The organism is Streptomyces globosus (assembly GCF_003325375.1).
Taxonomy (GTDB): Bacteria; Actinomycetota; Actinomycetes; order Streptomycetales; family Streptomycetaceae; genus Streptomyces; species Streptomyces globosus_A.
Window position 1 is genome coordinate 5,097,180 of sequence record NZ_CP030862.1, and the last position, 22,343, is coordinate 5,119,522.

The following is a 22,343-nucleotide window of genomic DNA, read 5'->3' on the forward strand; positions in this document are numbered from 1 at the left end:
GCCCCCGCCGCCCGTACGGAGCAGCGGAGGGCGGCGGGGGAACGGCACGGCACCCCCGGTCGTTCTCCGGGCATGACCGCTATGACCCCTGGTTCCAACCTGCCGCTCGAAGCCGTCCGCGTGACGGTCGAGGTGGCCGCCCCGGTGCGGCTCGACGTCTCGGGGCTCCTCCTCGCGGCCGACGGCAAGGTCCGCTCCGACGCCGACTTCGTCTTCTACAACCAGCCGTCCGGTCCGGGCGTCTCGCACCGCTCCGGCGGCGGGGCGGGGCCCGACTCCGTCACCGTGGACACGGCTGCGCTGCCCCCGGACATCGAGCGCGTCGTCGTCACGGCCAGTCCGGACGCGGCCGGGCAGACGTTCCAGGGCATCGAGCCGACCGCGACCGTGCGGCAGGCGGACACGGGCGCGGTGATCGCGACGTTCACGCCGCCGCAGCTCGGGACGGAGACGGCGCTCGTGGTGGTGGAGGTCTACCGCCGCGGCGGCGCGTGGAAGGTGCGCGCGGTCGGCCAGGGGTACGCAGACGGGCTCGCCGGGATCGCCACCGACTTCGGCGTCTCGGTGGAGGAGGAGCCCGCCGCACCCGCCGACCGGCCGGCCGCCCCCGCCCCCCTGCCGCCCGCGCCGGTGAGCCCGCCCGTCACGGTCCCGCCGCCGGCGCCCGCCCCGGCCGGACCGGTGCCCGCCGCGCCGCCCGCGGCCCCCTCGCCCGCCCCTGCCGCCGCCGGCACCGGGAAGATCAACCTGGACAAGGGCCGCGTCAGCCTCCAGAAGAACCAGACCGTCTCCCTCGTCAAGCACGGCAAGCCGCTGCTCTCCCAGGTGAGGATGGGCCTCGGCTGGGAGCCCGCCTTCCGCGGCCGCGACATCGACCTGGACGCCTCCGTCATCGCGTACGGCCCGCAGCGCAACCACATCGACAGCTGCTACTTCGGCCGGCTGTCGATCCTGGGCGGCGCCGTCAAGCACTCCGGCGACAACCTCACCGGCGAGGGCGCGGGCGACGACGAGGTGATCACCGTAGACCTCGGCCGGCTGCCCGCGGAGGCGACCGGCCTGGTCTTCACCGTCAACTCCTTCTCCGGCCAGAAGTTCACCGAGGTCGCGAAGGCCTACTGCCGCCTCATCGACGCCGCCACCGGCGAGGAGCTCGTCCGCTTCGACCTCACCGGCGCCGAACCGCAGACGGGCGTGATGATGGCGAAGCTGATCCGGCAGTTCTCGGGCGAATGGGAGATGACGGCCATGGGCGACTTTGTGAAGTCCCGCACAGTGCGCGGCATGGTCAAGCCCGGCGCGGACGCACTCTGAGCAGGTGGGCGGGCACGCGGAGCCACCGCGGGCGGTGAGGGCCGCCGGCGAGGTGATGGATCGCACCCGAAAAGCGGGGGTGACTGTCCGTGCCCGCCCGTAGCCTTGGAAGCATGGACAGCACACTCCGGCCCGCGGGTCCCGCCCGCCCGTCCGCCGCAGAGGCGAACGAGGCGATCCGGTACCTCGTCGAGTCCAGGGTGGACGGGGAGTGGCCCTCCGAGGCCTACGAGTTCCTGCTGGAGCAGTGGGCCAACGCCGTCCGCGCCGAGGACGTCGAGGTCGCCGCCGCCCAGTGAAGGGGCGGCGGCGCAGCCGTCGGCAGTGCGCTCAGTGCGCGCGCCGCCACGGGCCCGTGATGGCGAGCATGATGCCGGGGTCCTGGAGGCAGGCGAACAGCGTGCGCCCGTCCGGGGAGAAGCAGACACCCGTGAACTCGGAGTACTCCGGCTGCTCGGCCGTCCCGATGTTCAGCTCGTTGCGCGCCAGCGGATAGGTGCGCCCGGATTCGGTGGCGCCGAAGAGGTGCTGGACCCCCTCGCCGTCCTCGGCGATGACCAGGCCGCCGTACGGGGACACAGTGATGTTGTCCGGCCCGTCGGCCGCGCCGCCGCCGGACGGGTCGGCGTTCACCCCGAACAGCACTTCCAGGGTGACCGTGCGCCGCTTCGGGTCGTAGAACCACACCTGGCCGTCATGGGCCGCGCCGGGGCTCTCCGAGCGGGCGAACGAGGACACGAAGTAGGCGCCGCCGTCCCCCCACCACATGCCCTCCAGCTTGCGGCCGCGCGTCACCGCGCCCTCGCCGAACTGCTTGCGGACCGACCGGGTCCGCGCGTCGCGGTCCGGGACCTCCACCCAGTCGACGCCGTAGACGGTGCCGGTCCGCGTGGCGCGCGTCAGGTCGTCGACGAAACGGCCCCGGTTGTCGAAGCACTTGGCGGCGGCGAGCACCCCGGCGTCGGGGGCGAGGGTGCGCAGGCGGCCGCGGCCGTGCCGGAAACCGGCGGGCGGCGTCCAGCGGTAGAGGAGGCCGCTGGGGCCGGAGGCGTCCTCGGTGAGGTAGGCGTGGCCGCGGCGCGGGTCGATGACGACCGCCTCGTGGGCGTAGCGGCCGAAGGCCCTGACCGGCTGCGGGTCGCGGTTGGCGCGCCGGTCGTGCGGGTCCACCTCGAAGACGTAGCCGTGGTCCTTCGTCATGCCGTTCCGGCCGGCCAGGTCCTCGGTCTCCTCACAGGTCAGCCAGGTCCCCCAGGGGGTTGCGCCGCCCGCGCAGTTGGTCGACGTACCGGCGATGCCGACCCATTCGGCGGTCTCCCCGCCCTGCCGGACCTCGACGACCGTGCAGCCGCCGGCCGCTGCCGGGTCGTAGACGAGGCCCTCGGCGAGCGGGACGGGGCGGACCCAGTCGGTCCGCCTGCCCCTCAGCTCGTGGTTGTTGACGAGGAGCGTGACCCCGCGGGCGCCGGCGAAGGCGGCGGTCCCGTCGTGGTGCGAGGGCGTGGGCTCGCCGGACTCCAGGGTGGTGACGCCGCTGTGGGTGAGGATCCGGTAGCGGAATCCCTCGGGCAGGGCCAGCACGCCTGCCGGGTCGGGCAGGAGCGGGCCGTAGCCGGGCCCGCAGGGCCGGCCCTGCGCGTCACGCTGCGTGCTGTCGTCGGCCGCCAGCGCCCCCGGGGCGGTGGCGAGCGCGCCGACCGCCCCGGTGAGCGCGACGCCCGCGCCGGCGAGGGCGGTGCGGGCGGTGAAGTCTCTACGGCTGAGCGGCATGTGGTCTCCAGGAAGGGTGGGGGCATGCGCTGCGCGTACGGCGGCGGCAGTCCGGGTTGCGCCGGTGGCAGGCACCGCCGCCCGTACGGGAACGGCCGCTGGTGTACCCGCGTCGCGGCGGCGCCCCCTCCCGCACCGCCGCAATGGCCGACATGCACCGCGGAACGGCGAGTTCCGCCCCAGGTGCCGCCGCCCGCGGCCCACCCGGCGCCGCCGGGTGCCGCACCGCGGCGAGGCCCCGGCACGCCGGGCCCGGGGCCGTCTCCGCAGCGCCGCCGCGGCCGCTGCTCCGCGGCGGGCGGGCCCGGAAGGGGTCAGCGGGGGCGGGAGCGGGTCTTGTACGCCGCCTTGCGGGCCTGCTTCGCCGCCTGCTTGTCCGGGTGCAGGCGGCCCATCGCCTCCAGCACCTCGGCCGTCGCCGGGTGCTCGACACGCCACGCCTGCTCGAAGAAGCCGGCATGGTGGGCCGTCAGCGACTCCATCAGCAGCGGCAGCTCCTCCGCCTCGCCCTCCCCGCCGCCGGCACCGCCGAGTTGCGCGGCGATCGTGTCGACCGCCAGCCAGTACACCAGCGCCCCGTCCGGTGCGGGTACGTCGGACGCCCCCGTCTCGGCCAGCCAGACCCGGGCCAGTCCGCCGAGTTCCGGGTCGTCCAGCACCGCCCGGACCGCCGGTTCGGCCTGCGGGCCGGCCACCGCGAGGGCCTGCTGGCAGCGCAGGGGGCCGCCCGGGTCGGCGCCGCGGGCCGCGTCGAGCAGTTCGGCGGCGGCCGCGGGGAGGTCCCGGGCGTCGAGCCACTGCCGGATCTCCGCCTCGGCGGCTGCTTCGGGGTAGTCGCAGACGGCGTCGAGCAGCGCGTCGGCGCCCTTGCCGGCCAGTTCGCCGACGGCGGGGGCGGCGATGCCGGCCTCCATGAGGCGGGCGCGGATGCCGTACAGGCCGAGGGCGGTGAGGCGGACCGTGCCGTACCGGGAGACGTCCTCCGGGTCCAGGCCCGTACGGGCGCCGGGTGCCCCGGCCGCGGGGCCGGCGGCGGGGTCCTCGTCGTCCGGGGAGAGCAGCACCGCCTCGTCGACGGGCCGGAACTCGACGAGCCCGATCGGCTCCAGCTGCCGGAACTGCCCGTCAAGCCGCATCAGTGCGTCGGCGACCCGCTCCAGGACGGCGGGGCCCGGCCCGTTGATCCCGCCCGGGGCGGCCACGGAGGCGGCGAGGACCGGCAGCGGGACCGTGCCGCCGGCCGTGCTGCGGCCGCCTGCTGTGAGGAGGTAGAGGTCGGCGAGGACGGCGTCGAGGAGGTCCGCCTCGCGCTGCGGGTTCCAGTCGAGCCGGTCGAAGTCGATGGCGCCGTCTGCGTCCAGGGCGTCGACGAGGCCGTCGAGGTCCGGGACGGCCGCATCCGCCAGGACGGCGTCGCAGGCGGCGAGCCACAGGCGAAGCACGTCGGCGGGGGCGCCGCCGATCACCAGGGCGAGGTCCTCGCCGGCCGCGGCCGTCGCGTACGGCGTCGCACCGGCCGTCGCGGCATGTCCCGCTCCGGTGGCGCCGGCGGCCTCCGCTGCCCCGTGTTCCGTTCCGCCCGATTCCGCCGCTCCGGCGCCGTCCGGCTGCCCCGTCAGTTCGACGAGGCCGATGTCCAGGGCGACCCGCCATGCACGGCTCGCATGCGCCCCCGCGCCCGGATCCTGCGGGTCGAGGCCGAGCGCGGCCGCGGCCTCCGGGAGGCGGGCGGGCGGGAGTTCGCCGGCGTCGTCGACGCGCGTGCCGGCGCCCGCCCAGCGGGCCAGCCGCACCGCTGCGGCGAAGAGCGGGGCGGCGAGGGCGTCGCGGGCGAGTTCCGCCTCGGACGGCAGCCGGACCGGCGGCAGCGTTTCGTGCGGCTGTGCGGGCATGGGGCGGTCTCCTCGCCGAGGTTGTGCGGCCGCGCCTCCGCGGCCCTCCGGCGCCCCACAGTAGACGCATTTCGGACGTGTCCGGCGCCGCTTGTTTGGTTCATCTCACAGTCGCCTTCCAGTTGCCCTGGAGGTCTTGACAACGTCACTGGCCACGAAGGAAATTGACGCGCGTAGACATCGGGGGACCCTTCGGGAGCCCTGCGGACCCGCGGCCGGGGGCCGTCGACCACCGCAGGCTTCCCGCCAGTTCACAGGCACCACGCACCACGTACGGCCACCGCGTACGCCCCCTCCGCTCCACTCCTCCACACACCGGAGTTCCTTGACCATGCGCTCCTCGCATTCCCGTTCCGCCGCCGTCGCGGCCGTCGTCGCCAGCGCCCTGGCCACCGGCCTGCTGGCGGGCACCGCCGACGCCGCAGAAGGCACCGCGTCCGCCGAGGCGGTACGCATCCACGACATCCAGGGCACCACCCGGATCTCCCCCCTGAACGGCAAGCAGGTCGCCGACGTCGCGGGCATCGTGACCGGCGTGCGCGCATACGGCTCGCGCGGCTTCTGGATGCAGGACCCCGACGCCGACGACGACGACGCCACCAGCGAGGGCGTCTTCGTCTTCACCGGCTCCGCCCCGACGGTCGCCGTGGGCGACGCGGTCAAGGTCTCGGGCCTGGTCGGCGAGTACGTCCCCGGCGGCACCAACTCGGGCAACCAGTCGATCACCCAGATATCGAAGCCGACGGTGACCGTGGTCTCCTCCGGCAACGCCCTCCCCGAGGCCGTCGCCGTCAACGAGTACACCGTCCCCGCCGCGTACGCGCCCGCGGGCGACCCGGCCGCCGGCGGCAGCATCAACGGCCTCACCCTGGAGCCCTCGCGCTACGCCCTCGACCACTACGAGGCGCTGGAGGGCATGAACGTCTCCATCCGCAACTCCCGCGTCGTCGGCGCCAGCTCGGCGCAGTACGGCGAGCTGTGGGTCACCGTCAAGGGCTGGGAGAACAACAACAGGCGCGGCGGCACCGTCTACGGCTCCTACGAGTCGCAGAACACGGGCCGGCTGAAGGTGCAGCAGCTCGCTCCCCTCGCGCAGCAGCCGTTCCCGGTGGCCAACGTCGGCGACAAGCTGACCGGCACCACCGAGGGCCCGATGGACTACAACCAGTTCGGCGGCTACACGCTCGTCGCGCGCACCCTCGGCACCGTCGCCAAGGGCACCCTCGCCCCCGAGAAGACCAAGCCGCAGGCGCAGGGCGAGCTCGCGGTCGCCACGTACAACGTCGAGAACCTCGACCCCGGCGACCCGCAGGAGAAGTTCGACGCGCTCGCGAAGGCGGTCGTGGAGAACCTCGCCTCCCCCGACATCCTGGCCCTGGAGGAGATCCAGGACGACAACGGCGCCAAGAACGACGGCACCGTCTCCGCCGAGCAGACCCTCGCCAAGTTCACGGCGGCCATCGCCGCGGCGGGCGGCCCGTCCTACCAGTGGCGCACCGTCAACCCGGAGAACAACAAGGACGGCGGCCAGCCCGGCGGCAACATCCGCCAGGTGTTCCTCTTCAACCCCGACCGCGTGTCCTTCACCGACCGCGCCGCCGGCGACGCCGCCACCGCGACGGGCGTGACCAAGGTCAAGGGCCGCGCGGCCCTCACGCACTCCCCCGGCCGCATCGACCCGGCGAACCCGGCGTGGCAGGACAGCCGCAAGCCGCTCGCGGGCGAGTTCGTCTTCCGCGGCCGGACGGTCTTCGTGATCGCCAACCACTTCGGCTCGAAGGGCGGCGACGAGGGCCTGACCTCCCACCACCAGCCGCCGGTGCGCTCCTCCGAGGCGCAGCGCCTGCAGCAGGCCCAGTCGGTGAACGCCTTCGTCAAGCAGCTGCTGGCCGCCGACAAGAACGCCCGCGTCCTGGCCCTCGGCGACATCAACGACTTCGAGTTCTCGGAGACGACGAAGGCGCTGGAGGACGGCGGCGCGCTGTACGCGGCGGTCAAGTCGCTGCCGAAGCGGGAGCGGTACTCGTACGTCTTCCAGGGCAACGCCCAGGTGCTGGACCAGATCCTGGTCAGCCCGGCGATCAAGTCGTACACGTACGACAGCGTGCACATCAACGCGGAGTTCGCGGTGCAGAACAGCGACCACGACCCGCAGGTCCTGCGCTTCCGCCCGTGACGGCGGGCAGGTGACCCGGGGCCCGGCCGCCTCCTCCGGCCCCCGTACGGGGGCCGGCGCGGTCGGGCCCGCGGCGTTCGGCGGGAGGGGACCGGCGGCCTCAGGGGCGAGATGGGGAGTTTGCGCCCTGGAGTGACGCTCGACACATCATGACCCGTTCGACCCGGGTTGTGGTGTTGAGTATCCCCACGCTCGATCCTGTCCCCCGTCCTTCAGGAGGACCGCGTGTTCCCCTCCGTCTCCCTCGCCCAGGAGGTCGGCCTCGCCGTCCTCTTCGCGGCCGCACTCGCGTGCGTGGCCGGATTCGGCCGCATCCTGTGGGGCGCCCGGCTGCACCATCCCGAGCCCGCCGCCACCGCCGCCGAGGGCCTGGCCGCCCTTCCCGCCCAGCGGGTCGCGGCGGGGCACCCGATGGAGACGGTGGAACTGACCGAGGCGGAGGAGGAGGCCTTCGCGGGCCTCGTCCGCACCATCGCCCTGCGCTGACCCGGCCGCGGCGCCTGCACCTGCGCCCGCGCCGGCCCCGGACACGCCTGCGGGCGCTCCCCCGCTCGGGGTGGGAGCGCCCGCAGGCCGGTTGCGGCAGTGCCTCAGTTGTGGCTGTGCAGGACCTCGTTCAGGCCGCCCCAGACCGCGTTGTTCGGCCGGGCCTCCACGGTGCCGGTGACCGAGTTGCGGCGGAAGAGGATGTTGCTGGCGCCGGACAGCTCCAGCGCCTTGACGATCTGGCCGTCCGGCAGCGTCACGCGGGTGCCCGCGGTGACGTACAGCCCGGCCTCGACGATGCACTCGTCGCCCAGCGCGATGCCGACGCCCGCCTCGGCGCCGATCAGGCAGCGCTCGCCGATCGAGATGATCTGCTTGCCTCCGCCGGAGAGGGTGCCCATGGTGGACGCGCCGCCGCCGATGTCGGAGCCGTCGCCGATGACGACGCCCGCGGAGATGCGGCCCTCGACCATGGACGTGCCGAGCGTGCCGGCGTTGAAGTTGACGAAGCCCTCGTGCATGACGGTGGTGCCCTCGGCGAGGTGCGCGCCCAGGCGGACCCGGTCCGCGTCGGCGATGCGCACGCCCTTGGGGGCCACGTAGTCCGTCATCCGCGGGAACTTGTCGATCGAGGTGACCTGGAGGTGCAGGCCCGCGCCGCGCGCGTTCAGGCGCACCGTCTCCACCTGGTCGACGGCGACGGGGCCGAGCGAGGTCCAGGCGACGTTGGCGAGGAGGCCGAAGACGCCGTCGAGGTTCTGCCCGTGCGGCTTGACCAGGCGGTGGCTGAGGAGGTGCAGGCGCAGGTAGGCGTCGTGCGCGTCGAGCGGCTTGTCCTCCAGGGAGGCGATCACGGTGCGGACGGCTACGACCTCGACCCCGCGGACCTCGTCCTTGCGGATCGCCTGGGACGCGGCGGTGCCCAGCAGCTTCACGGCCTGCTCGGCGGTGAGGCGCTCGGTGCCGGCCGGGCCGGGCTCGTCGGCGAGCGCGGGGGCGGGGAACCAGGTGTCGAGAACGGTGCCGTCGGCGGCGAGGGTGGCAAGTCCGGCGGCGACGGCGCCGGTGGTACGCGTGGCAGTCATGTCGGAAACCTAACCGGCGACGGCCTGCGGGGGCGAACCGGTCTCATGTGCCGGGCGCCCGTTGCGCCCCGCCGGCCCGCGCGCCCTGCGCCGCCCGGCGTACAGGACGGCTGCGCCCGCGCCCCCGGCGAGCGCCGCGCACACCGGCCACAGCAGCCCGGGCGCCGCCGCGTACAGGGCCCCGCCGAGCGGCGGGCCGAGGACGGTGCCGCTGACGGAGACGCCCGCGTAGAGGCTCTGGAACCGCCCGGCCGCGTGCTCGGGCGCCCGGTCGGCGACATAGGCGGTGGCGGTGGTCTTGTAGAGGATCTCCCCGAGGCTGAGCAGGAGGATCATCAGGACGGCGGTGGCCACCCCCGCGCCGGGCAGCAGCGCGGCGTACCCGGCGCCGACGAGCACCAGCCCCGCCCCGATGACGGGCAGCGGCGGCCGGTCGCGCAGCAGCGCGGCGGCCGGCAGCTCCAGCAGCAGGACCACCGCGCCGTTCAGGGCGATGACGAAGCCGAAGTCGGCGGCGTCGAGGCCGTGGTCGGCGAGGAAGACGGGGAAGGTGCCGTACTGCTGGCGGTAGACGAGGTCGGTGACGAGGACCCCGCCGAGCACCACCAGCACCGCGGGCCGCTCCCGTAGCTCCCGCCACAGGCTGCGCCCGGGCCGGCCGCCGCCGGCACCCGAGGCCGCTGCCCGGAGGCGCCGCGCGCGGGGACGACACGGGCGGTCCACACGGCGAAGAGGAGGGTTCCGAGGCCGTCGGCGACGAAGAGCCAGTCATACGAGAGCCCGGTCGCGACCAGCGCGCCCAGCGGCGGACCGATGACGAACCCGCCGTTGGAGGCGGAGCGCACGACGGCGAAGGCCTGGCGGCGGGCCCCCTCGGGGACGGTCACGGCGACCAGCGCCGCGCTCGCCGCACGGACGACGCCCGCGGCGTACTGGGCGAGCGGCAGCGCGGCGCACAGCAGCGGCCCCGGCAGCAGCGGGAACGACGCCAGGGCCATACCGGCCGCGGTGGACGCGGCGAGCAGCACCCGGCGGTGGCCGAACCGGTCGCCGTACCAGCCGCCGGTCAGGTTCCCCGCGACCAGGCCGAGCCCGCCGAGGCCGGTGACGAGGCCCGCCTGCGCGGCGCCGAGGCCGCGGGGGCCTGTCAGGTACAGGAACACGAAGACGAAGGTGAAGCTGACGACGGCGTGGGCGAACACGCCGGCCGCCAGCAGCCACACCGCTCTGGGCACGTCCTTGAAAGCCTTCGTCACGCCCGCCCCGCCCCCCGCCGCCCCCGCTCTCCACGGAGGTGAGTTCCTTTTGGGAACGGACTATGTCAGCATGACAGCCTTGGGTCAACGGACGAAGGAGTTCCCATGGCCCAGCGCACACACCTCGGTGACGCCGACTGCGCGATCGCCCAGGCCCTCGACGTCGTGGGCGACTGGTGGACGCTGCTGATCGTGCGTGACGCGGCCCGCGGCCTGCACCGGTTCGAGGAGATCCAGCGCGAGCTGGGCGTCTCCCGCAAGGTCCTGGCCGAGCGCCTCAGGCTGCTGGTCGAGGCCGGGGTGCTGACGCGCGAGCCGTACCAGGAGCGCCCGGTGCGGCACGAGTACCGGCTGACCCCGCGCGGGCGGGGGCTGCTGCCGGTCCTGGTGGCCCTCCAGGACTGGGGAGACACCTGGGTCCTGGGAGACGGAGAGATGACCGCCACAACGGACGAGGCCTCGCGCGAGGCGGCCCGGGTCAACGCGCTGAAGGGCACGCGGCTGCCCGCGATGCTCCTGCCGGATCGTTTCGGTGAGCTGCGCGACCCGGTGGACGGCACCCTGCCGTTCACGGTGCTGTACTGCTTCCCGGGAGCCTACGCGCGCGCCGACGCCTACCCGCCCGGCTGGGCCGGGATCCCGGGGGCCAAGGGGTGCACCCTGGAGTCGTGCACGTACCGCGACCAGCTCGCGGAGTTCACGGCGGCCGGTGCCGCCGTGCACGGTGTCTCCACCCAGCGGCCCGACGAGCAGCGGGAGTTCGCGGAGGCGGAGAGGCTGCGCTTCCCCCTCCTGTCGGACGCCGGCCTGACGCTGACGACGGCGCTGCGGCTGCCGACGTTCCGGGCGGGGCAGATCCGGATCAAGCGGCTGACGCTGGTCGTGGACCGGGAGCGGACCGTCCGCGAGGTGTTCTACCCGGTCACCGACATCGAGGCGAGCGTCGGCGCGGCCCTCGCGGCGGTCCGGGCGGCGGCCTGACCGGGCCGGCCAGGACGCACGCACCCGCGCGCACGACCCGCTCGCGCACGCCCTGCCCGCACACGACAGAAAGGACCCCCGGCACAGGTCCTGTGCCAGGGGTCCTTCCCGTGTCGCACCGGTCGGCTCAGACGTTGAAGCCGAGCGCGCGCAGCTGCTCGCGGCCGTCGTCCGTGATCTTGTCCGGGCCCCACGGCGGCATCCACACCCAGTTGATGCGCAGCTCGTTGACGATGCCCTCGGTCGCCGACTTCGCCTGGTCCTCGATGACGTCGGTCAGCGGACAGGCCGCGGACGTCAGCGTCATGTCGAGAGTGGCGATGTTCGCGTCGTCGATGTGGATGCCGTAGATCAGGCCCAGGTTGACGACGTCGATGCCCAGCTCGGGGTCGACCACGTCGTAGAGGGCCTCGCGGACCTCCTCCTCGGTGGCCGGCTTGATCGACGCCTCGGGGGTCGCGTTCTCGGTCATGCCGTCTTCCTCTCCGCGTCGCCCAGCACCTGGGCCGTCGCGTCCTTCCACGCCATCCAGCTCAGCAGGGCGCACTTCACCCGTGCGGGGTACTTCGAGACGCCGGCGAACGCGACCGCGTCCTCCAGCACCTCCTCCATGGCCTCGTCGGGCTCGATCTTGCCCTTGGACTGCATCAGCTCCAGGAAGGTCTCCTGGATCCGCTGCGCCTCGGACAGCTTCTTCCCCACGAGCAGCTCGTTCAGCACGGACGCGCTGGCCTGGCTGATGGAGCAGCCCTGGCCCTCGTAGGAGACGTCGGCGAGCGTCTCCCCGTCGTACTTCACGCGCAGCGTGATCTCGTCGCCGCACGTCGGGTTGACGTGGTGCACCTCGGCGTCGCCCTCGCGCAGGCCGCGCCCGTGCGGGTGCTTGTAGTGGTCCAGGATCAGCTCCTGGTACATCGAATCCAGCTTCACTGCGGCTCCGTCTTCGTCACCCTCGTCTTCCCCGGTCAGCCGAAGAAGTTGCGTACGTGCTCCAGCCCGTCGACCAGTGCGTCGACGTCGGCCGGAGAGGAGTACAGGTAGAAAGACGCCCGCGTGGTCGCAGGAATTCCGTACCGCAGGCAGACCGGCCGCGCGCAGTGGTGGCCCACGCGGACGGCGATGCCCTGCTCGTCGAGCACCTGGCCCACGTCGTGCGGGTGGATGTCGCCGAGCGTGAAGGAGATCGCGGCTCCGCGGTCCTCGGCCGTCGTCGGGCCGATGATGCGCAGGTCGGGGACCTCCAGCAGGCGCCGGACGGCGTACTCGGTGATCGCGTGCTCATGCGCGGCGATCTTGTCCATGCCGATCGAGGTGAGGTAGTCCACGGCCGCGCCGAGGCCGACGGCCTGCGCGATCGGGGGCGTACCCGCCTCGAACTTGTGGGGCGCCGGGGCGTACGTCGAGGAGTGCATCGAGACGGTCTCGATCATCTCGCCGCCGCCGAGGAACGGGGGGAGGTCCTCCAGGAGCTCCTGGCGGCCCCACAGGACGCCGATGCCGGTCGGGCCGCACATCTTGTGGCCGGTGAAGGCCACGAAGTCGGCGCCGAGGGCCTGGACGTCCAGGGGCATGTGCGGGGCGGCCTGGGAGGCGTCGACCAGCACGAGCGCGCCGACCTCCTGGGCCCGCCGGACGATCGCCTCGACCGGGTTGACCGTGCCCAGGATGTTGGAGACCAGCGTGAAGGAGACGATCTTCGTCTTCTCCGTGATGACCTCTTCGATGTTGGACAGGTCGAGCCGGCCGTCGTCGGTGAGGCCGAACCACTTCAGCTTCGCGCCGGTGCGCTGCGAGAGCAGCTGCCACGGGACGATGTTGGAGTGGTGCTCCATCTCCGTGATGGCGATCTCGGTGTCGCGGTCCACCCGGTAGGGCTCGTCGGCCCAGCCGAGCATGTTCGCGACCAGGTTGAGCGACTCGGAGGCGTTCTTCGTGAAGATCACCTCGTCGCGGCTCGGCGCGTTGACGAAGGCTGCGACCTTGTCGCGGGCGCCTTCGTACAGTGCCGTGGCCTCCTCGGCGAGCACGTGCACGCCCCGGTGGACGTTGGCGTTGTGCCGTTCGTAGTAGGCGTTCAGCGCGTCGAGGACCTGGCGCGGCTTCTGCGAGGTTGCCGCGTTGTCCAGGTAGACGACCTTCTTCCCGTCGTGGACCACACGATCCAGCAGGGGGAAGTCCTTGCGGATCGCCTCGATGTCGAGGAGGCCGGGCAGCTGTGTCACGCCGTTGCGCCACCCTTCACGTACTTGTCGTAGCCCTCGGCCTCGAGCTGGTCGGCCAGCTCGGCGCCGCCGGACTCGGCGATGCGCCCGTTGGCGAAGACGTGCACGAAGTCGGGCTTGATGTAGCGCAGGATACGCGTGTAGTGGGTGATCAGCAGGGTGCCGACCTCGCCGGACTCGCGGACGCGGTTGACGCCCTCGGAGACGATGCGCAGGGCGTCGACGTCCAGGCCGGAGTCCGTCTCGTCGAGGATCGCGATCTTCGGCTTCAGGAGCTCCAGCTGGAGGATCTCGTGGCGCTTCTTCTCACCGCCGGAGAAGCCCTCGTTCACGTTGCGCTCGGCGAAGGCGGGGTCCATCTGCAGACGGGCCATGGCCTCCTTGACCTCCTTCACCCAGGTGCGCAGCTTGGGCGCCTCGCCGCGGACGGCGGTGGCGGAGGTGCGCAGGAAGTTGGAGACCGAGACGCCGGGGACCTCGACCGGGTACTGCATGGCGAGGAAGACGCCGGCGCGGGCGCGCTCGTCGACGGACATCTCCAGGACGTCCTCGCCGTCGAGGGTCACCGTGCCACCGGTGATGGTGTACTTCGGGTGGCCGGCGAGGGAGTACGCCAGGGTGGACTTGCCCGAGCCGTTGGGGCCCATGATGGCGTGCGTCTCACCCTGCTTGACGGTGAGGTCGACACCCTTGAGGATCTCGCGGGCGCCGTTCTCCGCCTCGACGGAGACGTGCAGGTCGTGGATTTCAAGCGTTGCCATGGGTGCCTCAGGACTCCTGGGTGAGGGAGACGAGCACGTCGTCCCCTTCGATCTTTACGGGGTATACGGGAACGGGGCGCGTCGCGGGCAGCCCGGACGGCTTGCCGGTGCGCAGGTCGAACGCCGACCCGTGCAGCCAGCACTCGATCATGCAGTCCTCGACCTCGCCCTCCGAGAGGGAGACGTTCGCGTGCGAGCAGATGTCGTTGATCGCGTACACCGATCCCTCGGTGGCGACGATGGACACCGGCGTGCCGTCGAGCTCCACCCGCTTGGGGGTGTTCTCCTCCAGCTCGCTGAGCGCACAGGCCTTGACGTACGTCATCAGACGGACGCCTCGAGCTCTGCCTCGATCTTGGCGATCAGGCGCTCCTCGATGTCGTCGACACCGATCTGCTGGACGAGTTCCGCGAAGAAGCCGCGGACCACGAGGCGGCGGGCCTCGTCGGCCGGGATGCCGCGGGCCTGGAGGTAGAAGAGCTGCTCGTCGTCGAAGCGGCCGGTCGCGGAGGCGTGGCCGGCGCCGACGATCTCGCCGGTCTCGATCTCCAGGTTGGGGACGGAGTCGACCCGCGCGCCGTCCGTGAGGACGAGGTTGCGGTTCATCTCGTAGGTGTCGGTGCCCTCGGCGCTCTTCTCGATGAGGACGTCGCCGATCCAGACCGCGTGGGCGTCCTGGCCCTGCAGGGCGCCCTTGTAGACCACGTGGGACTTGCAGTGCGGGGCGTCGTGCGTGACGAGGAGGCGGTGCTCCTGGTGCTGGCCGGCGTCGGTGAAGTAGACGCCGAGCAGCTCGGCCTCGCCGCCGGGGCCGGCGTAGCGCACGCGCGGGTGGATGCGGACGAGGTCGCCGCCGAAGGTCACGACGACGGACTTGAAGGTCGCGTCGCGGCCGAGCAGCGCGTTGTGCTGCGAGGTGTGGACGGCGGTGTCGTCCCAGTCCTGGACGGACACGAACGTCACCTTGGCGCCGTCGCCGACGAGGATGTCGACGTTGGCGGCGCGGACGCCGTCACCGGTGTGGTCGATGACGATGATCGCCTCGGCGAACGGCTTGATGTCGAAGACGGTGTGGCCGAAGGTCGTGCCGCCCTCGCCGTGCAGGGCGACGCGGATCGGCTCGGTGAGCACGGTCTCCTTGGGCACGGTGACGACCGTGGCCTTGGCGAAGGAGGAGAAGGCCTGGGCGGCGACCCGGTCCACCGGGGTGCCGGCCTTGCCGATGCGCTCGTCGCCGCGCTCGACCGTCTCGACGGTGACGCCCTCCGGCGCGTCGATCTGCGCCTTGATGGCGCCGTCCGCGGCGGCGGTGCCGTCGTGCAGGCCGCGCAGCCGGCCCAGCGGGGTGAAGCGCCACTCCTCCTCCCGGCCGTGCGGGATGGGGAAGTCCGCCACGTCGAAGGACGGCGGCGCGCTCATCCTGGTGGCGACGGTGGACTCCGCGGCCACCGCGATCGAGCCGGCGGTGGTGGAGCCCACCGGGATGTTCTGAGCCTCAGCCATGGCTGTCGTGTTGCTCACTCTCTTGAAAGAACACTGCCTACGTCAAAGATTGCGCCGGAGGTCCGCCGCGCGGCCGGGGTCAGCCGACCGAGCCCTCCATCTGGAGCTCGATCAGCCGGTTCAGCTCCAGCGCGTACTCCATCGGCAGCTCCTTGGCGATGGGCTCGACGAAGCCGCGCACGATCATGGCCATGGCCTCGAACTCGGTCATGCCGCGCTGCATCAGGTAGAAGAGCTGGTCGTCGGAGACCTTGGAGACGGTCGCCTCGTGGCCCATGGTCACGTCGTCCTCGCGGACGTCCACGTACGGGTACGTGTCCGAGCGGGAGACCGTGTCGACCAGCAGGGCGTCGCAGAGGACGTTGCTCTTGGAGCCGGCGGCGCCCTCGCCGATCTCGACCAGGCCGCGGTAGGAGGTGCGGCCGCCGCCGCGCGCCACCGACTTGGAGACGATGTTCGAGGAGGTGTTCGGCGCCATGTGGACCATCTTGGAGCCGGCGTCCTGGTGCTGGCCCTCGCCCGCGAAGGCGATGGACAGGGTCTCGCCCTTGGCGTGCTCGCCCATGAGGTAGACGGCCGGGTACTTCATCGTGACCTTGGAGCCGATGTTGCCGTCGATCCACTCCATGGTCGCGCCCTCGTAGGCCACGGCGCGCTTGGTGACCAGGTTGTAGACGTTGTTCGACCAGTTCTGGATCGTGGTGTAGCGGCAGCGGCCGCCCTTCTTCACGATGATCTCGACGACGGCGCTGTGCAGCGAGTCGGAGGAGTAGATGGGGGCGGTGCAGCCCTCGACGTAGTGGACGTAGGCGTCCTCGTCCACGATGATCAGCGTCCGCTCGAACTGGCCCATGTTCTCCGTGTTGATACGGAAGTAGGCCTGGAGCGGGATGTCCACGTGGACGCCCTTGGGCACGTAGATGAAGGAGCCGCCGGACCAGACCGCGGTGTTCAGCGACGCGAACTTGTTGTCGCCGACCGGGATGACGGTGCCGAAGTACTCCTGGAAGAGCTCCGGGTGCTCCTTCAGGGCGGTGTCGGTGTCGAGGAAGATGACGCCCTGGGCCTCCAGGTCCTCGCGGATCTGGTGGTAGACGACCTCGGACTCGTACTGGGCGGCGACACCGGCGACGAGGCGCTGCTTCTCCGCCTCCGGGATGCCGAGCTTGTCGTACGTGTTCTTGATGTCCTCCGGCAGGTCCTCCCAGGACTCGGCCTGCTTCTCGGTGGACCGCACGAAGTACTTGATGTTGTCGAAGTCGATGCCCGACAGGTCGGAGCCCCAGGTCGGCATGGGCTTCTTGTCGAAGAGCTTGAGGCCCTTGAGGCGGAGCTTCAGCATCCACTCGGGCTCGTTCTTCTTCGCCGAGATGTCCCGGACGACGTCTTCGGACAGGCCGCGCTTCGCCGCCTGGCCGGCCGCGTCGGAGTCGGCCCAGCCGTACTCGTAGTTGCCCAGACCCTCGAGCTCAGGGTGAGCAGTCTCCGTGGTCATGCGGGGTTCCTCCCGGCCGTGCTTGCAGATGCTGATGAGTTGGACTGTGCTGTGCCCGCGCCACGCGGGATGAACGTCGTGCACACCCCGTCGCCGTGGGCGATGGTGGCGAGGCGCTGCACGTGGGTCCCGAGCAGGCGGGAGAAGACCTCGGTCTCCGCCTCGCAGAGCTGCGGGAACTGCCCGGCTACGTGGGCCACCGGGCAGTGGTGCTGGCAGAGCTGTTCTCCGCTGTGCGGACCGGGAGCGCTCTTCGCCGTGGCAGCGTACCCGTCCGCGGTCAGCGCCCTGGCGAGGGCCTCGGTGCGGTCCCCGGGGGCAGCGGCCTCGACGGACGCACGGTAGGCCTCGGCCTGCGCCTCCATGCGGGCCCGCGCGAAGGCGGCCACGGCGGCCTCGCCCTGTTCGCCGCCGCCGGCGGACTGCGCGATCCAGCGCAGGGCGTCCGCGGCGAGCGAGTCGTACGACTGGTCGAAGGCGTCGCGGCCGCAGTCGGTGAGGGCGAAGACCTTGGCGGGCCGGCCCCGGGTGCGCGCGCCGTAGACCCGCTGTTCGCGGGCTTCGACGACGCCGTCGGTGACCAGGGTGTCCAGGTGGCGGCGGACTGCGGCCTGGGTGAGGCCGAGGCGCGCCGCGAGGTCGGCGACGGTGGACGGGCCGTGGTCCAGGATGGAGCGCGCGACCCGGTTGCGGGTGGACCGCTCCCCGGTAGCGAGCTCCCCCTGGGGGGCCTCGGTCAGCCGTTCGCTGTATTTCACAACGCCATTGTTGCGTAATTAGCCGAGCAGCGACAAGCCGTGACGGACGCCACGCCCCGTGTCCTCCGTCACTAAGGGTTACCTAAGGTGTCCACGCAGAGTGATCCGGACGGCCGTCCTCCCCTCTCCCACCAGCACTGATGCGCGATTGCGCCGGGCGCCCCGCACGCGCCGCCGGCGCCCCGCCCCGGCGCCCCGGGAGCCCCGGACTGCTCCGTAGACTCACCCGCATGAGCAACGACCCCGCCGTGGAGATCCGCGGACTGGTGAAGCGGTACGGCCCCAAGACGGCGGTGGACGGTCTCGACCTCACCGTGCGCCGGGGCGAGGTCACCGCCGTACTCGGCCCCAACGGCGCGGGCAAGACCACCACGATCGAGACGTGCGAGGGCTATCTGCGGCCCGACGCCGGGACGGTCCGCGTCCTCGGCCTCGACCCGGTCGCCGAGGCCTCGGCCCTGCGCCCCCGGATCGGCGTCATGCTCCAGTCCGGCGGCGTGTACTCCGGCGCCCGCGCCGTCGAGATGCTCCGCCACATGGCCCGGCTGTACGCCGACCCGCTCGACGTCCCGGCGCTCGTGGAGCGGCTGGGCCTGGAGAGCTGCGGCCGCACCCCCTACCGCCGCCTCTCGGGCGGCCAGCAGCAGCGGCTGTCACTGGCCATGGCCGTGGTGGGCCGCCCCGAGCTGGTCTTCCTGGACGAGCCCACCGCCGGTCTGGACCCGCAGGCCCGCCGGGCGACCTGGGAGCTCGTACGGGAGCTGCGCGCCGACGGGGTCGGCGTCGTCCTCACCACCCACCACATGGACGAGGCGGAGCAGCTGGCCGACGAGGTGGCGATCGTCGACGCCGGCCGGGTGATCGCCCACGGCAGCCCCGAGCAGCTGTGCCGCGGCGGCGCGGAGAACACCCTGCGCTTCACCGGCCGCCCCGCCCTCGACCTGGCCGCGCTGCTCAAGGCGCTGCCCGACGGCACCCAGGCCGCGGAGATCCTCCCAGGCGTGTACCGCGTGACCGGTGACATCGGCCCCCAGATGCTGGCGACCGTCACCTCCTGGTGCGCCCAGCACGGGGTGATGCCCGACGGCCTCTCGGTGGAGCGGCACACACTCGAAGACGTCTTCCTCGAACTGACCGGTAAGGAGCTGCGCGCATGAGCGCCGGTACGTTCGCCCCCCGCCCGGGGGCCGCGCCCGTGTCCCGCATGGTCCTCGCGCAGACGGCGCTGGAGACGCGGATGCTGCTGCGCAACGGGGAGCAGCTCCTGCTGACCGTGGTGATCCCGGCGATGCTGCTCGTGCTGTTCTCGGCCGTCGACATCGTCTCCGTGCCGCTCGACGCGGCCCGCGGTGAGGAGGCCGTGGACTTCCTCGCGCCCGGCGTCATCGCGCTGGCGGTGATGTCGACCGCGTTCACCGGCCAGGCCATCGCCACCGGCTTCGACCGCCGCTACGGGGTGCTCAAGCGGCTCGGGGCCTCGCCGCTGCCGCGCTGGGCGCTGATGGCCGCCAAGACGCTGTGCGTGCTGGTCACCGAGGTGCTCCAGATCGCCCTGCTGACGGCGATCGCCTTCGCGCTGGGCTGGTCCCCGCAGGGCGGGGTGCTGCCGGCGGTGCTGCTGGTGCTGCTGGGCACGGCGGCGTTCTCGGGGCTGGGACTGCTGATGGCCGGCACGCTCAGGGCGGAGGCCACGCTGGCTGCCGCGAACCTGGTCTTCCTGCTCCTCCTGGTCGGCGGCGGGGTGATCGTGCCGGTCGAGAAGTTCCCCGGAGCGGTGCAGTCCGTCCTCGGGCTGCTGCCGATCACCGCGCTGTCGGAGGGGCTGCGGGAGGTGCTGCGGTACGGCGCGCCGATGCCGTGGGGCGACGCCGCCGTCCTCGCGGCGTGGGCCGCGCTGGGCCTCGGCGCCGCGGCCAGGTTCTTCCGCTGGGAGTGAATCCCCCGCCCCGTACGTTGGTCCCGGGGGACGATGGGCGCCGCAGCACAGGGGTGGCGCACCACCAGGACGCCGGGGGGCGGAAATGGGGCAGCGGGAGGCCGCACTGCGGCTGGACGAGCAGTGGGCGGGAATCAGGTCGGGGGACCGGGAGGCGGCGTACGGCGAGGCCGAGGCGCTGCTGGGGGAGCTCATCGGGGCCCTGCGCGGGCCGGCCGGGACCGATCCGGAGTGCGCGGCGCGGCTGGGGCTGCGCCTGGGCGACCTGGCGGCGCGGCGCTTCGCCGGCGGTGACCGGGCCGGGGCGCTGGCGGCCGTGGAGGAGGGGCTGGGGTACGTACGGCAGGCCGCGGGCCACTCCCCGCAGTACGCCCGCTGGTACGCCCGGCTGCTGATCAACCAGGGCGTCTGGCTGGCGTGGCCGCTGAGCGGCCCCGACCGGCTGCCGCTGCACCCGCTCGGTGCGGCCGCCGAGGACGGGCCGGGGGCGATGGAGCGGGCGGCCGGCGAGCGCGCCCTGGACCTGACGCGCACCGCGGTCGGGGTGTGGAGCGGCCTGGACCAGGAGGATCCGGTCAACCGGCGCGGCCTCGCCCAGGCCCTGGTGTTCCTCGGCGACCGGCTCGCCGAGCTGGGCCTGGCCGAGGAGGCCGCGGCACGCGCGGTGGAGGCCGAGGGCGCCTTCCGGGCACTGCTGCTGGCCGATCCCGGCTCCGCAGGCGCGGCCGACGCGGAGGAGGCCCTCGACCACATAGGCCGGCAGCTGGAGCTGCGCCTGCGCTTCCTGTCCTTCGGCTCCCTGGTGGGTCTGCGGGCCCGCGGCCTGCTGCCGGGGCGGCTGCTGCCGCAGGCCGTGGTGGCCGCCCGGATCCAGGGGGTGCCGGAGGAGGAGCTGGCGGCCCGGCTGCACCTGGGCGCCGACCAGGTCCGCACCATGCTGGAGGTCACGCCGTGGCGGGCCGTGTGGCGGTTCGAGGCCCGCGGCGCCGACGGGCTCTGGGGTGGCCGGCACAGCAGCTGGCAGGGCAGCGCCGAGGTCCGCCACCGCACGGCCGAGGAGGTCGGCGCGGAACTGGTGCGCGGCTTCCGGATCTCCCCCCACTACCCGGGGGACGGGACGCACTGGCGGCTGCGGGTGTGGTGGCACGAGGAGGGCGATCCGGCCGGCGCCCGCTTCCGGTACGTGTCGGGCCCGGAGTCCGCGGCGCGCCGCCCGGGCGACACCCCCTCGTGAAAGTTTGCACAAGGCGCCGCGTACGATAAGCGCCGTGTTGACCCCACTCGCTTACCTCGCGCGCCGCTGGACCCCGTCACCCCGGACCGTCCGGCGCGCCGCGTTCGCCGCCCTGCTCATGAGCGTGGCCATCGTCGTCACCGGCGGAGCCGTACGCCTGACCGGATCCGGCCTCGGCTGCGACACGTGGCCCAAGTGCACCGACGACAGCCTGGTGGCGACGCCGGAGCAGGGACTGCACGGGGCGATCGAGTTCGGCAACCGGATGCTGACGTACGTGCTGTCCGCTGCCGTGGGCTGGTGCATCCTCGCGGCGCGCTCGGCCAAGCCGTGGCGCCGCTCCCTCACCCGGCTCGGCTGGCTGCAGTTCGCCATCGTCCTGGCCAACGCGGTGCTCGGCGGGATCACCGTGATGACGGGCCTGAACCCGTACAGCGTCGCCGGGCACTTCCTGCTCGCCACCGCGCTGATCTCGGTCACCGTGGTGACCTGGCACCGCACCGGCGAGGGCGACGCCCCGACCCGGCCGCGGGTGCCCGCCCCGGTGCGCAAGCTGTCCTGGGCGCTGCTCGCGACGACCGCCGTGCTGATCGCCGCGGGCACGGTCGTGACCGGCTCCGGCCCGCACGCCGGCGACAGCAGCGAGATCAAGCGGATGCCGCTCGACTGGGAGGCCACGGCGCACGTCCACGCGATCGCCGCCTGGCTGGTGTGCGCGCTGGCGGTCGCGATGTGGCTGGTGCTGCGCGTGGTGGACGCCCCCGAGGACACCCGGGCCCGGGCCCGCGACCTGCTGGTGGTCCTGCTCGCGCAGGGCGCCGTCGGCTACGTCCAGTTCTTCACCGACCTGCCCGAGGTGCTGGTCGCGGCGCACATGCTCGGGTCCTGCCTGGTGTGGATCGCGGTCCTGCGCGTGGCGCTGAGCCTGCGCGAGCGGCCGCACCTCCCGGCCGGCGCCCCGGCCCCGGCCGAAGCGTCGCTCTCGGCGGCCTGATGAGGCGCCTGCCGGCCCCGGGAGCCCGGGGCCGGCAGGCGTCAACGCGAAAGCCCCGCACACCAGCCCGTTCCGGGCGGGGTGCGGGGCTTTCGCGTTGACGGCGTCCGCGGGGCGGCGTCAGGCCGCCGGCCGGCTCCCGCCGAGCTGGAGGCCCGCCATGCGGTTCCACTCGTAGGGGCCGGTCTTCACGCGTGCGGCGAAGTCGCCGTCGAACTCCTCGTGGAGGGTGAGGGCGGCCTTCTCCGCGGCCAGGGCCGCGGCGGCGTGGGTCGGCGCGACGAGGTCGCCCCAGGCGCCGTCGGTGCCGACCAGCACGATCCGGGTGCCGGCCTGGCCGATGTGCGCGAGGTGCCCCTCGGCGCCGCCGTGCTCCTTGGCGAACGCCCCGATCTGCTTGGCCAGCTTCGCGGCGGCCCGCTCCTGCTTCTTGTCCGCGGCGACCGCGGGGGTGGTGTCTGCCATGGACAGCATGCTACC

General features: G+C 73.0%; 21 protein-coding genes and 1 pseudogene. 9 read left to right on the plus strand and 13 right to left on the minus strand.

The genetic code is table 11. The features are described from left to right. The first annotated feature begins 81 nt into the window (after positions 1–81). The gene (locus C0216_RS22630) at positions 82–1,314 is read left to right on the plus strand and encodes a TerD family protein (protein ID WP_114057052.1); all 1,233 of its coding nucleotides are present in this window, start codon (positions 82–84) and stop codon (positions 1,312–1,314) included. Between the two features lie 113 nt (positions 1,315–1,427). Then, the gene (locus C0216_RS22635) at positions 1,428–1,613 is read left to right on the plus strand and encodes a hypothetical protein (protein WP_114057053.1); all 186 of its coding nucleotides are present in this window, start codon (positions 1,428–1,430) and stop codon (positions 1,611–1,613) included. A gap of 31 nt (positions 1,614–1,644) precedes the next feature. On the opposite strand, the gene C0216_RS22640 is transcribed toward C0216_RS22635, so the two are convergent. Both C0216_RS22640 and C0216_RS22645 read right to left on the minus strand, forming a co-directional pair. Continuing rightward, complete coding sequence (locus C0216_RS22640) at positions 1,645–3,084, minus strand: alkaline phosphatase PhoX (RefSeq protein WP_114057054.1); 1,440 nt, start codon at positions 3,082–3,084, stop codon at positions 1,645–1,647. A gap of 314 nt (positions 3,085–3,398) precedes the next feature. Next, positions 3,399–4,976 (minus strand): hypothetical protein, encoded by a 1,578-nt coding sequence (locus C0216_RS22645; protein WP_114057055.1) that lies wholly within the window; start codon positions 4,974–4,976, stop codon positions 3,399–3,401. 331 nt (positions 4,977–5,307) lie between these two features. On the opposite strand from C0216_RS22645, the gene C0216_RS22650 reads away from it, so the two are divergent. Continuing rightward, positions 5,308–7,152 (plus strand): endonuclease/exonuclease/phosphatase family protein, encoded by a 1,845-nt coding sequence (locus C0216_RS22650; RefSeq protein WP_114057056.1) that lies wholly within the window; start codon positions 5,308–5,310, stop codon positions 7,150–7,152. 225 nt (positions 7,153–7,377) lie between these two features. Beyond that, positions 7,378–7,638, plus strand: a complete 261-nt coding sequence (locus C0216_RS22655; RefSeq protein WP_114057057.1) for a hypothetical protein — start codon at positions 7,378–7,380, stop codon at positions 7,636–7,638. 104 nt (positions 7,639–7,742) lie between these two features. Here the strand turns inward: C0216_RS22655 and dapD are convergent, their stop codons facing one another. Further along, positions 7,743–8,723: a 2,3,4,5-tetrahydropyridine-2,6-dicarboxylate N-succinyltransferase gene (gene dapD / locus C0216_RS22660; protein ID WP_114057058.1), complete on the minus strand. Its 981-nt coding sequence runs from the start codon at positions 8,721–8,723 to the stop codon at positions 7,743–7,745. A 9-nt stretch (positions 8,724–8,732) separates the two neighbouring features. Next, a pseudogene (locus C0216_RS35395) lies at positions 8,733–9,979 on the minus strand (MFS transporter). 105 nt (positions 9,980–10,084) lie between these two features. Between C0216_RS35395 and C0216_RS22670 the strand changes: the two are divergent. Continuing rightward, positions 10,085–10,960, plus strand: a complete 876-nt coding sequence (locus C0216_RS22670) for a winged helix-turn-helix transcriptional regulator (RefSeq protein ID WP_114057059.1) — start codon at positions 10,085–10,087, stop codon at positions 10,958–10,960. A gap of 127 nt (positions 10,961–11,087) precedes the next feature. Here the strand turns inward: C0216_RS22670 and C0216_RS22675 are convergent, their stop codons facing one another. The 8 genes from C0216_RS22675 to C0216_RS22710 form a co-directional block, all read right to left on the minus strand. Continuing rightward, positions 11,088–11,432, minus strand: a complete 345-nt coding sequence (locus tag C0216_RS22675; RefSeq protein WP_007263433.1) for a metal-sulfur cluster assembly factor — start codon at positions 11,430–11,432, stop codon at positions 11,088–11,090. After that, positions 11,429–11,890, minus strand: a complete 462-nt coding sequence (gene sufU, locus C0216_RS22680) for a Fe-S cluster assembly sulfur transfer protein SufU (protein ID WP_114057060.1) — start codon at positions 11,888–11,890, stop codon at positions 11,429–11,431. Before sufU ends, C0216_RS22675 begins: the two co-directional genes overlap by 4 nt. 35 nt (positions 11,891–11,925) lie before the next feature. Beyond that, complete coding sequence (locus C0216_RS22685) at positions 11,926–13,182, minus strand: cysteine desulfurase (protein WP_114057061.1); 1,257 nt, start codon at positions 13,180–13,182, stop codon at positions 11,926–11,928. Beyond that, positions 13,179–13,943, minus strand: coding sequence for a Fe-S cluster assembly ATPase SufC (gene sufC, locus C0216_RS22690; protein WP_114057062.1), 765 nt, complete (start codon positions 13,941–13,943; stop codon positions 13,179–13,181). The genes C0216_RS22685 and sufC overlap by 4 nt, the downstream gene beginning before the upstream one ends. Positions 13,944–13,950: 7 nt before the next feature. After that, positions 13,951–14,268 (minus strand): bifunctional 3-phenylpropionate/cinnamic acid dioxygenase ferredoxin subunit, encoded by a 318-nt coding sequence (locus C0216_RS22695; RefSeq protein ID WP_114057063.1) that lies wholly within the window; start codon positions 14,266–14,268, stop codon positions 13,951–13,953. Further along, positions 14,268–15,446, minus strand: coding sequence for a Fe-S cluster assembly protein SufD (gene sufD / locus C0216_RS22700; protein ID WP_114057064.1), 1,179 nt, complete (start codon positions 15,444–15,446; stop codon positions 14,268–14,270). Before sufD ends, C0216_RS22695 begins: the two co-directional genes overlap by 1 nt. Positions 15,447–15,525: 79 nt before the next feature. Continuing rightward, entirely contained in the window at positions 15,526–16,941 is a 1,416-nt protein-coding gene (sufB, locus tag C0216_RS22705; protein WP_114057065.1) for a Fe-S cluster assembly protein SufB, read from the minus strand. Continuing rightward, positions 16,938–17,699, minus strand: a complete 762-nt coding sequence (locus C0216_RS22710; protein WP_114057066.1) for a helix-turn-helix transcriptional regulator — start codon at positions 17,697–17,699, stop codon at positions 16,938–16,940. Before C0216_RS22710 ends, sufB begins: the two co-directional genes overlap by 4 nt. A gap of 230 nt (positions 17,700–17,929) precedes the next feature. Between C0216_RS22710 and C0216_RS22715 the strand changes: the two genes are divergently transcribed. The 4 genes from C0216_RS22715 (at position 17,930) to C0216_RS22730 (ending at position 21,863) form a co-directional block, all read left to right on the plus strand. Beyond that, positions 17,930–18,856, plus strand: a complete 927-nt coding sequence (locus tag C0216_RS22715; RefSeq protein WP_114057067.1) for an ABC transporter ATP-binding protein — start codon at positions 17,930–17,932, stop codon at positions 18,854–18,856. Next, positions 18,853–19,635, plus strand: a complete 783-nt coding sequence (locus C0216_RS22720) for an ABC transporter permease (protein WP_114057068.1) — start codon at positions 18,853–18,855, stop codon at positions 19,633–19,635. Before C0216_RS22715 ends, C0216_RS22720 begins: the two co-directional genes overlap by 4 nt. Before the next feature lie 85 nt (positions 19,636–19,720). Next, the gene (locus C0216_RS33580; RefSeq protein ID WP_162793277.1) at positions 19,721–20,869 is read left to right on the plus strand and encodes a hypothetical protein; all 1,149 of its coding nucleotides are present in this window, start codon (positions 19,721–19,723) and stop codon (positions 20,867–20,869) included. A gap of 4 nt (positions 20,870–20,873) precedes the next feature. Continuing rightward, the gene (locus tag C0216_RS22730) at positions 20,874–21,863 is read left to right on the plus strand and encodes a COX15/CtaA family protein (RefSeq protein WP_174250442.1); all 990 of its coding nucleotides are present in this window, start codon (positions 20,874–20,876) and stop codon (positions 21,861–21,863) included. 120 nt (positions 21,864–21,983) lie between these two features. On the opposite strand, the gene C0216_RS22735 is transcribed toward C0216_RS22730, so the two are convergent. Further along, positions 21,984–22,328: a hypothetical protein gene (locus C0216_RS22735; protein WP_114058850.1), complete on the minus strand. Its 345-nt coding sequence runs from the start codon at positions 22,326–22,328 to the stop codon at positions 21,984–21,986. Positions 22,329–22,343: the final 15 nt, after the last annotated feature.